The sequence below is a fragment of the Kitasatospora viridis genome (genome assembly GCF_007829815.1).
Lineage (GTDB): Bacteria > Actinomycetota > Actinomycetes > Streptomycetales > Streptomycetaceae > Kitasatospora > Kitasatospora viridis.
Map to the genome: position 1 here is coordinate 5,266,226 of NZ_VIWT01000001.1, position 11,923 is coordinate 5,278,148.

The window sequence follows — 11,923 nt, forward strand, 5'->3', positions numbered from 1 at the left end:
CCGGTGACAGACCTGCCCCGGCTGCGCCGACTGCTCGGTGGCCCGGAAACCGCCTGGCTGGTCGAGCGGGTCCGCGAACGGATCGCCGCTGGGCGCTCGCTGGACACCGCCGCGGTCCTGGCCGCCGCTTCGGCCGAGCAGCGCCGCGCGATCGAGCTACTGCTCGGTCGGCGGCTGCGGGCCGGCCGGTCGCTGTCGGTGCCGCTGACCGAGGTCGACCGGGTGCTGCGCGAATCACTGGCCTGCCCCGACGGGTTGGCGGTCGCTGTCGTCCTCCTCACCGGGCCGGTCGCTGATCGGCGAGCCGCGGCCCGGGCATCGGCCGAGGCGTGGGAGGCGGCACTCGCACCGCTAGACGCCGCCTGCGACCGGCCCGCACTCGCCGACTGGCGGGCCGGGCTGGTCTCCACCGGCCTGCTCAAACGCCTGGCCGGCTCGGACCCTGGAGCGGCCCGGCAACTGGCCGACCACGCTGCCCGCGTCCTCGCCGAGCTGCCTGCCGACCCGGCGGCCGCGCTGACCGTGCCTGTGCTCGCCGCACGCTGCCTGTCAGACGCCCACGCACTCGACGAGGGGCGCCCGCTGGCCGCGCTCGTCCGCTCCGCCGTCAAGGCACTCGCCGACCTACCGGACCTCGCGACCACCGGGGCCGAGGGCCGCCGTACTCTGTGGGCCGCCGTCGGCGTGGCCGTCGACGACCTCTCCTCACGCGTACTCACCCTGGGCCTACCCGGTACGGACCGGGGCGTCACCGGCCGGGTCCTCGCCGCCGCGCGGGAGGACGGCGAGCCGTGCGTCCTGACGCTGCGCCAACTCGTCCGACCCGACTGCGAGCTCGGGGACGCCGGCCCACTGGTCCGAGTCTGCGAGAACCCGGCCGTGGTTGCGGCGGCGGCCGCCACCCTCGGCACCGACTGCCCGCCGCTGGTCTGTGTGGAGGGGAACGTCTCGCTGGCGGCCCGGGCCCTCCTCCCCCGACTGACCGCCCAGGGCAGCTGTCTCGCCTACCACGGCGACTTCGACTGGGGCGGCGTCCGCATCGCCGCGAGCATCCTGGCCATGCCCGGTACCGCCCCCTGGCGCTACGACGCCACCGCGTACCTCGCCGCCGTGAACAACGGCCTCGGCAGCCCGCTCGCAACGGGCACCTCCTCGCCCACCCCGTGGAACCCACCCCTGCGAGAGGCCATCCTGCGGCACAGCACACGGGTCGAGGAGGAACTCCTGATCGACGACCTGCTGGCCGACCTGCACGGGTAGACCACTCGGCCCGGGGACGATCAGCCTGTCGCGGCGGCGTACGGCTTTCGGGCAGCCCCTACGACTCCGGAAAGCAGAAAGTGCTGGTTGAGATGAATCTCAACCAGCACTTGGGTGTAAGCCGTGGGCTTACGGTCGTGTCCGAGGGGGGACACGCACCGTTGCCCCACGGCGGTCGGGGGTGGTGGGGGTGCTGATGCTGGCGTGACCAGTGGACCGGCGCCAACTGGTGGCAAGCACACGCCGTCGTCGCAGCCCAGCGGCTTTCTGGGCTGCGACGGCAGCCTCTCTGGGGCTGGCCAGCGGAAGTCGACGGCGCGCCATGTATGCGGGAATGAACTCGTTCGCGAACTCTGGCCGACGCAACTTGTGGGCCATCACGTGGCACCAATGAATTACTAGAAGCATAAAACGCCTGAAGATGAAGCACGCCACGCAGGGCTGGCCGCAGCAACTTCGCCAAGCTTCGGACAGTCACCCTTTCAATCTCAGCAGGTCAGTCGAGGAACCCCTGCGGCGTCGAGCAGCTGATTCATGAGGGGCTGAGGCAGTGCCGGATTGGCTGCTGCCCGAATCGAGGTCTGCGAATCCTCGTCTCCGAGCAGTTCTACCATCCGCCCATAAGGCAGGTTCGGGTGCGAGGCGACAGCACGCCGAAATCGGACATCGGAATCGTGACTGAGGCGCAGCAACAATTCGGCCGGAGCCTCGGGGTCATGTGTAGCGAGATAGCGTTGTGACGACTCGGGAGCATCGCCGAATCGTCGCGCGAGACCGACGCGCGGGAAGTTTGGATGATCCAGAAGCATGCCACTCAGCGGACTAGCCCAACGGCAAAAAGTTGTGAGAACAACCTCACCATCGACGGTGGGTTGGTTCTCACAGAGCAGGATGCACACCGGGAAGTCGTCATCGCGGCCAAGGAGATCAATAACGTCCTGAGGCAGATGCTTGTTACAGGCGGCGCTGCGACGAAGCAGCGTGTTCGTGGACGCTGCGCACCTCCGTAGCATCTCGACGTCAGTCGAATCAAGAACCCAAGGCACCGCTCCGATTCGATCGGATTCCGACACGTGATAGTCGATCTCTGCGCGCTGCGCCTCTGTCAGGTCCGGTCGAGAAGCAAACTGTAGACGTACTGTGGGCTCCAGGTCGTCAGCAAGAAGACGTGCAGTGTCCAGCGAAACCGTTGGATTGCCGGCAATGGCAGCGCGTTCATGTTTGTCACCAGTTTCGGCCAAGCGCCGCGCTGTCACTGGGTGCAATTCGGCCCTCATGAGCACCTGGGCGCGCTGGACAGGCACGTCATCCGTGAATAGAAGATACAGATCAGTGGCGTCGGCATCATGGATGCTGGCCTCCTTTGCAGCATCGCCCCGCACGGAGTATGCAGCATCCATCAACAGCAGCCTGCGACGCTCAGGATCGAGATACTTCCAGGCTCGACATGCAGCACGGCGCCGCTGGGGGTCGGCGTCCAACGCCAACTCGGCTAGTGCACGGGAAGGCGGGAGGCTCTCCTCCGCTCGTGCGCGTACCTGTGCATCCTGGTCGCGAAGCAAGGCGCGCTGGGCCCACTCCGGCAATGAATCCACTGGGCTCCTAAACCACCGCGGTCCAATTGCCACTGCGGCCCTAACCGTCGGATCAGGATCATTCACAAGCCGTGCTCGTAAATCGCCGGAAGCGTATTTGCTCTCCGCGAATGCCGCACGCAATGCCGCGTGTTGAGAAGTCACGATCCCATCGACGACCTGATCGGGCAGCAAGCGCCAGGCCAGGGTTTCCCAGATGCTCGATGCCTCATCGGAAAGCAATCGCAGGAGCACGCTCGCAGGAGCTGCCGGATTTTTGACGATTCCACGGATCATCTCAGAGCTCTTCATTAGCGCCCCATAGGATTATGGTATGTCGGCGAACGGATTTGGTCCACCAATCCATGTGATGCTGTCTCGGACCGACTTAGGTGCCGCTTTGATCTGCCCCAACTCCCATCCCGTGAACTGATCCGACGGGTTGCCTGCAAGGTCGCTTGCACGCATACTATAAGCCCATTCTCTTGCGCCTGATGATCCTCCTTCGACATCGCTGAGGTCAAATACGAGGTTCGTACCACTATCCGGCTTCAGGGCAGCTCTGAAATGATTGAAGAAGTCAGCGTAGTCACCAGCCGGCCCGGGCCCGCCAAAGCCGTCGGAGTAATCATGGAACGACACCGCGCCGGGATCACTGCCGAACTTATGTCCCGCAATTAGTTGGGCCAAATTATCGCCATCGACTCCGAGCACGATCGTCGAAGGACCACAGCCAGCATTATGGACGAGGACAGGTGTGCTGCCTGCGACCACATAGTACGTGTGATAGGCGACTCCTTGCTGACTGCATTTTCGCAGGTGAGTGGCAATCTACCGGTCCGTCAAGGTCCGTGGAAGTGCACTGCTGTCCGACCCTGTTGCCGTCAGCGTTGCCGTCAGAGGTCTACACCAGTCGCGGTTTCGAGGCAGGCTGCAGTGAGAGCGGTGGAGCGGGCTTTGCTTGGTGTCCCGCCCGGGTTGGGGCCGGGCATGGTCAGGGGGCTGTAAGCTTGGCTGCGATCTCGGGCAGGCTTTGGGCCTGCCTTCAATTTGGCCGAGTGGCCCTCTGGCCTTGCCCGACGCGGACCCCGGCCCGGGTAGTGAGTAGAGCACGCTTCGCCGCCCGCCCCGTGCCTGAGCACCGAGCCTCGCCATGGTGCGTCAGTGCTGGGCCACCCTGCCGACGGCGAGCCCGTCGGCCCTCCGGTCAGCATCAGCCCGGAGATGCGACTCGGATACTGGCCGATCCCGCCTTCCCTGGCTGGCCCCATCATTGGGCCTGCTGTCAGGCCACCACCGGGCGCATCTGGAGCGCGTAGGTGATTCCTCGGCTAGAACCTGCTCGATCTCCTGGAGCAGTCAAACCTCTTCGCTAACCTTTTCAGACACCAGAGAGAGTTCTTGGCAGCCCAGGCCGAGACCTGACCTGTCCCAGCGGGAAGCGAATCCGGCATCGATAGGATTCGGGAGAATCCACAGGCCCACCCCCTGAGGCTATTCCGACGCGCCAGATGGGCTGGGATGCGCCGCCGCGTTGCACGGCGGCCCATCCCAGCCCATTAACAGGTTAGATCTCGACCGGTCTCCCCCATGATTCTTTCGATCAGCCCCGCAAGACACCTGGCGGCTTCTCTTGGGTCCTGCGTAACCAGGAGCTCCCGAGCGTCACGGGGCCATGCTTTCGAGCGAACGGTGTACGACCCATCGGATCCAACTGCGACAGCCGGCCACTGCTCCTCTACTGGGGCTTTCCATGCCTCATCGTCACGAAACACCACTAGGCTATTTACAGAGGTACTAGGAAACACCCTGCGAAGAGTCGGAATTTCTGCAGCCGCCCGCAGAAGCGGCCAAAAAAGCGGACCGAACCAGTCATTTTCGCCGTGTGGCGGCTTGTGCGTATCGAGTAGATATCTCCAGTCGGACTCCGGACCTTCCACTGTCACTGTTAGATCCTTCCCAGTCGCTAGCATGGCGCCGACCCGTTGAGGAATGTGGTTGCTGCTCGCACTCCAGCACTGCCGCAAATATGTTGCAGCTCAATCGATGTCGGCAATCCAGGCGCCGTCCTTCCAGCGATTACTCCCTCAACATCCTGCACACCTTGAAGGTTAAAGCTAATCTTGCCGCCCCCTGAAACGACCCTATCGATCATGGACCTAAGTGCAGTGTCACTCCAGGAGCCATTGGGAAAGAGATCCGCGAACTGAGGATCCTTCCATATCACCGCCCCCTGCTCCCCAGCGAATTGCGCCAGGTTCGCGCCGCTTGCCCTCTCCTGCGTCAACCCGAGTGCGAGATGGGTGCCGCAAGGACCATCCGAATTGTGCACAAGGACTGGCGTATTTCCGGCGAGTACATAGTACGTGTGGATCTGGGCTACGGTCAGGTTGTGGGTGACCAGATCGCCGTGACGGTTGTGTACTGACACCACTTCGGTCGTGCTGCTGTCCGGGCGCCGGAGCTGCTCGCCTGGCTTGAGCTGACTGGCGTCAACCCATTTGCCCTCGGTGACGTCCCAGAACGGGTGGTGCCAAGTCGTGGTGAGAGCCCCGGTAGTGGTGCCGTGCGGGTCCTGGATTGCCAGGTCGGTCAGGTCCTGGTCGTCAGGGGTTGTGATGGTTGCGGTGACCGGCTCGGCCTTGGTCTGGCCACTCTGCGGGTCCGTCGCCAGGACGTGGTCGCCCACGCGAACCTGGTCGATGGGTTTGCTGCTGCCGTCCGCAAGGACGACTTGGGTGTTGCCTGGGAAGCTGTTGGTGGTGCAGCCGGCTAGTTGTTCAACGATCGACCTCTCCCCGTCCGCAGCGAGTCCCCCGGCAGCGTCCGCTGCCGCGCCGACTGCGTCGGCTCCGCGGAGGGCCTCCGCCACCTTTCCAAGCCCTGCCGGAACCGCCAACAGCGCGACGTCGACCACCGCGGCGGTGCAGTTCTTGCCGTGGCCCACGCAGTCGATGACATCGGCGATGCCGAACGGATCGCGACCGGTCATGTTGCCGCCGAGCAATCCGACTTTGCTGGCGGCGTTGCAGAAGTTGTCGACCGGTGAGGGCGACTGCGGATCATCGAAGCCGCCATCGCAGACGCCCTGGGCCCACACCGTCAGGTTGTGGCCGTAGTCCTTGGAGTCCGTCTCGGCCCTCGCGTCGAGCTCCTTCTGGCTGGGGACCCGGACGCCCCAGATGTAGATGTCGCCCTTGTCTTCCTTGTAGGGGACGTCGTAGGGGTTCTTGGCGGTCGAGGTGGTGACGTGGGCCGGCTGTCCGAAGGTCAGGCTCTGGGACGGGATTCCGCTGCCGTCGGCTACGTATCGGACGGGTGTGCCGCCTGTGCCGGTGCCGCCGATGGGGGTGCCGGCTCCGCAGATGTCGGCGGGGCAGGTGCCGTTGGGGTCGCTGAGGTTGGTCGGGTCGTTGTCCCCGTAGGCGTAGCCGTTCCACTGCTGGGGGTCGGCGTCGGCGATGACGGGGTCGGGGTTGAGGAAGCGTCCGGTGGCCGGCTGGTACTCGCGGGCTCCCAGGTTGGTCAGGCCGGTCGCCGGGTCGAGGGTGCCTGCGACGAAGGCTTTGTCCCCGGACCAGGTGCCGGTGGCGGGTTGGGTGCCGCGCGGGTTGCCGAAGGGGTCGCTGAGTCGGCGGGTGACGGTTTGTGCGGCGTCGTTGGCGATCTGGATGCTGCTGGTGCCGTGCGGGTCGGCGGCCTGGTAGACGAGGGTGCCGCCGCCGGTCGCCGCGGTGACCCGGGTGACGGTGATGCCCCCGGGCGAGCCGTAGTAGCGCACGTCGCTCGTCGAGCCGGAGCTGGTGTCGAGGGTCAGTTCGTCGGGCCCGAGGTTGACGGTGGTCTTTCCCGGGTCGCGGCGGATCAGTTGGTTGCCGTCGGCGTCGTAGAGGTAGGTGGTGCCGGCTTGTTGGCCCGTCGTGGTGGCGGAGCTGAGCTTGTCCTCGCCGTCCCAGGTCAGCGTCGTGGTGCCGCTTGTGCCGGTGACCGAGGTGGTGTTGCCGAGCGGGTCGTACTGGTAGCTCGCTGTGCTGTTCCCGGTCGCTGCGCTGGTGGTGCTGCTGAGCAGTGCGTGCGGGCCGCCGGTGCCGCCGCCGGTGTTCGGGGCGCTGGTCGGGGTGTTGAGGCTGCCGGGTGCGCCGAAGGTCTCGGTGGTGGTGATGTCTTTCGCGGTGTTGCCGGTCGGGTCGTGCTGGACCAGTGTCTTGCGGTTGCCGGTGGCGTCGTAGCCGTAGGTCTGCCAGTACGGTGCGGGGCCGCCGATGCTCAGGCTGCTGCCGCTGCCCGCAGGGCCGTTGGCGTTCGTGCAGCCTCCGATGCCGGGGACCGAGGCGGAGGCGCCCGAGCCCTGGGTGGCACCGGAGCTGTCGGTCCAGGCACCGGTGGGACGGGTGGTGGTGCCGCCGGTGTCGGTCCAGGCGTTGGTGAGCCGGCCGAGGTAGTCGTAGGTGAAGCACTGCCGATCAGTGGTCGTGGCGTCCTGGTTGTCGGTGACCGAGGTGACGGCTCCGGCGGGGTTGTAGGTGTAGCCGATCTTGTCGGCGGAGACCGTCTCGGTCTGCCGGTCGATCCAGGAGGTGATGAGGTGTCCGGTTGCCTGGTCCCACTGCTGGGTGGAGACGACCTGGTTCCCCGGTGCGCCCACGGTGGTGCGTGTCGGGCGTCCGTAGGCGTCGGTGACCACGCGGTCCACCAGGTAGTCGTTGCCCGCGGAGTCGAGCAGGCTGCCGGTGACGGTGTAGTCGTAGCCGACGGTCTCGGAGGGTAGTCCGCCGAGGGCGGGAAGCGTGGTCGTGGCCACGGTGCCGAGGACGGGGTTGTAGGTGGTGCTCGTGGTGTAGGTGCCGGCCAGGCCGCCTTCCGAGGACGGGATGGTGATGCTTGTCCCCTGCGGACGGTAGGCGGTGTCGTAGCCGGTGACGGCTTCCGTGTAGGCCTGGCCGCTGCTGCCGCCGACGTAGCGGGTGGATGAGGTCAGCTGCCCCTTGGCCAGGGTGTCGTAGGTCCAACCCGCGAGCTGGTTGGCCGGGCTGACGCTGCCTGTGTAGGTGCCGGTCTTGCGGCCGAGCGTGTCGTAGCTGTAGGCGATGGTGCCGCCCTTCGCGTCCACGGTGTGGTCCACGCGGGAGTTGACGTCGTAGAAGACCTGGCTGGTGCCGGTGTCCGGGTCGGTTGCGGAGGTCTGGCGGCCCTGGAGGTCGTAGTGGTAGGTCCAGGCGTTGCCGCTCGAGTCGGTACGGCTCGCGAGCTGGCCGCCTGGTGTGTAGCCGTAAGTGGTGACGTCGGCGTCCGAGGCTTGGCCGGTGGGGTTCGTGGTGTGGTACTGCCACAGTGCGGTGGTGCGGCCCCGGGCGTCACTGATCTTGCTGACCGGGTCGCCGCCCTGGGGCGGCGTGGTGTCCGTGCGGTCCACGCCCGGGTAGCTGGTCGTGGTGCTCCACTGCGGCTGGGCATAGGACATGAACGCGCTGTTGGTGACGCGTCCCATGCCGTCGTACGTGCTCCAGGTTTGCGCCGGTACCTGCGAGTCCTGCGGCGAGAACACCGTGCTGTTGGGCAGGGTGTTGGGGTCCCAGTAGGGTGCGGAGCTCTTGACCGTCCAGCCGTGGGAGTCGTAGACGGCGTCCGAGATCAGGCGGCCCGCGCCACCGGTCGGGTTGGTCTGCTGGGTCTGCCGGAGTCGGCCCAGGCCGTCGTAGATCTGCGTCTGCCAGGAGAAGTCCGTGCTGCCGGGGAGGGTTTCGCGCAGGGTCCGAGTGGTGACGGTCGACGGGGCGCTGGTGCCGTTGACCGCATAGGTGTAGGCGACGGTCGCGCTCAGGTTGGTGGCGCGATCAGGTGCCCACATCGCGGTCAGCCGGCCCAGACCGTCGTACTGCTCGGTCGTCACCTCACCGTTCGGGTCGGTGCTGGTCAGCGGGAGCAGGCGGCCCGGGTCCTGGGTGATGGACTGCACCCAGCCGGTCGGCCCGGTGGAAGCCACCTTGGTCGGCAGCGCTCCGGTCGCCGGGGTGTAGGCGGTGGTCGTGGTCGCCACCACGACGCTGGGCGAGGTCAGCTGGGTACCCGAGGGACCGTAGGTCGAACCGTCGCTCGTGCTGGTGCCGACCAGCCGGCCGTAGATGTCGTAGCTCGCCGCCCCGGTGTTGGTGTACACCGGGTTGCCGCTGGTGTCGTAGTGGTCCAGCTTCTGTGTGCTGGTCGGGTCGCCCGCAGGTCCGACCTGGCCGAAGGGGAGGTTGTCGAAGAGGGTCCGTGCGTCGGAGACCGTGTTGGTCGCGGTCGGGGCCGTGCCGCACGAGCCCGCGACTGCCTTCGTTTCGTCGAGCAGGCTGGTGATGCTCGGGTTGCTGCTGGTCGCGTAGCTGTCGGTGGTGCAGATCTCCGGGGTGGCGTTCGTGCCGTCGCCGAGGTCGTCGCTGGTGAGCACCCGGTTGCCGTGTGCCGGGTCGGTGGTCGTCACCACCTTGGTGGTGCGCCAGCTTCCGTTGGCCAGCGCCGATTGCGAGGTGCTGGTGGCTTGGGAGGCGCCGTAGCGGGCGATCAGCGGCGGCATGCCGCCGGGCTCGGCCTGCGTCGCGGTGGTCTGCTGGTTGCCGTAGCTGCTGCCGGTCATGGAGACCGGCTGTCCGCCGGCCTGGTTGAAGGCCTGGGTCGCCAGAGTGGAGCCGGCCAGCCAGTTGCTGTCGGTCACCGTGCCACCCAGCGGGCTGGCCACGGAAACGCTGCGTTGTGTGCCGTCGGCCTTGTAGTCACCGTCCATGCCGCGCAGGTAGGTGACGGTCTGTTGGGTCTTCGGGGCCTCTCCGGGCAGCGCGCCGCCAGTGGTGATCGTGACGGACTGGTAGCCGCGGAAGCTGTCCCAGCTGCGGGTGGCCGGGTCGATGTACGGGGAGTCGTCCCGGTGCCAGGCCGCGTCGCCGTTGTACGTGTAGTCGGTCCTCACCAGCACCGCGCCGGTAGTTCCGTCCTGCTGGGTCACCTCGGTGACCAGGTACTTGTTGAACCAGTCACTCACCGGCGTCGTCGAACTCGACCCAGGAAGGTACCACTTGACGGGCATGCACGGTTTGGTGTTGCTGTCCTCCACCGGGCTGCTGGTCTGGGTGCAGGCCGGGTCGGAGTAGATCACGTTGGTCTGGCCGCCGGTCTCGGTGGTGATCTGCTGGATCCGGGGCTGGTTGAAGGCCGGCTCGGCCGGAACCAGCCCGGCGACCCGGTTGGGCTTCTCAACGGCGGTGAAGGTGACGGCAGGCAGACTCGTCGTGGTCCCGCCGGTGGAGCCGGTGTGGGTGATCGAGGACAGCCAGAGCGAGGCGGGCGTGCCGTCACCGGGGTCGAGCAGCGACTGCGAAAGCGCCCAAGTGTCCACCGAGCTGTAGGAATTGCCGACCAGGACCGAAGTGGTGATCGAGGTCAGGCGCTTGGTGGTGAAGAAGGACGGCGTGTAGTTGGAGCAACTGGTCGTGCCGTCACAGACCTGGTCGAGGGGCACATCGGGCCAGTAGCTCTGGTTGGCCTTGGTGCGCTGCGACGGGTCGCAGGTGATCGTGCCGGACGGCAGGCAGCGCTCGGAGGTGTTGAACGTCACCAGGGCCGCAGCCTGCAGGATGCCCTTGGCGGCAACCTGCTCGGACAGCCTCTGGCCGTAAGCGATCGTCTTGAGGTTTCCACCGCGGGTGTAGCCGACGGCCGTTCCCTTGCCGCTGTTCTGCCCGCCGCCCTGGAGGTACTGGTTGGTCTCGGGCGTGTAGGTGTAGGTGGTCAGGTTCTGGTGGGGGTCGACGACGTAGTCCAGGTTCCAGCGCCAGCCCATGGTGCAGGACGAGGCTTGGCCGGAGCTGGAGCTGTAGCAGGGGTCACCCGGATTCGGTGAGTAGACCGGCACGCCCCAGGCGGAGTTGGTCGCCGTATCGGAGCCGTCGCCGCCGGGCAGGTGGTTCTGGCCGAAGTAGTACTGCGTTCCGTCGCTGGTGGTCAGCCGCCAGTACTCGCCGGTGGGGAGGCCGTTCGGCGCACCGGTGAGCTGCTCGATCTTCGAACCGTTGTCGCTCTGCAGACGCCAGACACCGGTGGCATCGTCCCGGACGATCGGTCCGGAGTGGCCTGCGATGCTGATGACGGCATTCTGTCCGGCCCAGCACTGGTCACCGCTGTTCGCGATGCCGTCCTTCGAACAGGGCTTGTAGGAACGCTCGATGAACCCGGGCTGGTAGTCCCAACCCGCTCCGATCCAGGAGGACTGCGCGTTCTGCGCCGACGTCTTCCCATCTACCGCCGAGGAGTCGTACGAGAGCGCCACCGTGGGCGCCGAACCGCCAAGCGGCGGCGGCAGCTGGATCGGGTAGGAGTAGGTGAAGGTGCCCGCGTTGGAGCCCGCGGTCCAGGACATCGACGGATTCAGCGACGTCGCGGCGTAGTTGCCGGCGGGCCCGTTCGGCGTGGGAGCGGCGGCGAGCACCATTGGGTCAGCCGCACCGTTCGCTCCCTGTGCGGTGTCGGGTTGCGCCGTACCGGCTGCCTCTGACGACGCTTTGGCGGCTGGGAGTGCGACGTCGGCGGTCAGCGTGCCCGCTACGGTGTCCAGCGTTGCCGCTACCGGGGTCTGGGTCCGGCACTGGGCAGCCGTTGGGGTCGTCAGCGCGCAGGCGGGGAGTTCCACAAGGCGGGCCCGGTCGGCCCAGGGCCCTCCTCCGAGCGCGTTGACGTCGAGCTTCACCTGGAGCCGATCGGCTGCCTGGCCGGTCAGGCTGACCAGCGGGGTTTCGGCTCCCGCTGCGCTGCCCCCTCCGGCATCGGTCACCGCCACGGCCACGGAGCGCGTGACGGCGGCGGTGTCCGGCGCCGCACTGACGAATACCGGCAGTTCGCCGGCCTGGACCGGAGTGCCTCCCGCCGAGGCCGATGACGTCCCGCCGGTCGCGGCGCGCGCTGCCCGCGCCTCCGGGGAGTCGGCACCGACTGTGACGGTCGACTTTCCGGCGCGCCCGGTTGGGACCGGTACGGGCTTCCAGGTCGTCGGGACGGGGAACCGGGGCGGCTGGACGCCGGTCGGCTTGAGATTCACGCCCTTGACCGGCTTGGTCGCT

The 11,923-nt window shown here is 66.9% G+C and carries 4 protein-coding genes; 1 reads left to right on the forward strand and 3 read right to left on the reverse strand.

What is annotated here, in order from left to right:
- Nucleotides 1-3: 3 nt before the first annotated feature.
- On the forward strand, nucleotides 4-1,260 hold the full coding sequence (locus tag FHX73_RS23645; RefSeq protein ID WP_145906921.1) for a TIGR02679 family protein: 1,257 nt from the start codon (nucleotides 4-6) through the stop codon (nucleotides 1,258-1,260).
- A 488-nt stretch (nucleotides 1,261-1,748) separates the two neighbouring features.
- On the opposite strand, the gene FHX73_RS23650 is transcribed toward FHX73_RS23645, so the two are convergent.
- The 3 genes from FHX73_RS23650 to FHX73_RS23655 all read right to left on the reverse strand — a co-directional run bounded on the left by FHX73_RS23650 (nucleotide 1,749) and on the right by FHX73_RS23655 (nucleotide 11,226).
- Nucleotides 1,749-3,131: a hypothetical protein gene (locus tag FHX73_RS23650; protein ID WP_145906922.1), complete on the reverse strand. Its 1,383-nt coding sequence runs from the start codon at nucleotides 3,129-3,131 to the stop codon at nucleotides 1,749-1,751.
- Nucleotides 3,132-4,393: 1,262 nt separating this feature from the next.
- Nucleotides 4,394-4,807, reverse strand: coding sequence for a DUF6193 family natural product biosynthesis protein (locus FHX73_RS47675; RefSeq protein WP_425461415.1), 414 nt, complete (start codon nucleotides 4,805-4,807; stop codon nucleotides 4,394-4,396).
- Nucleotides 4,801-11,226: a polymorphic toxin-type HINT domain-containing protein gene (locus tag FHX73_RS23655; protein WP_145906923.1), complete on the reverse strand. Its 6,426-nt coding sequence runs from the start codon at nucleotides 11,224-11,226 to the stop codon at nucleotides 4,801-4,803. The genes FHX73_RS47675 and FHX73_RS23655 overlap by 7 nt, the downstream gene beginning before the upstream one ends.
- Between the last annotated feature and the right edge of the window lie 697 nt (nucleotides 11,227-11,923).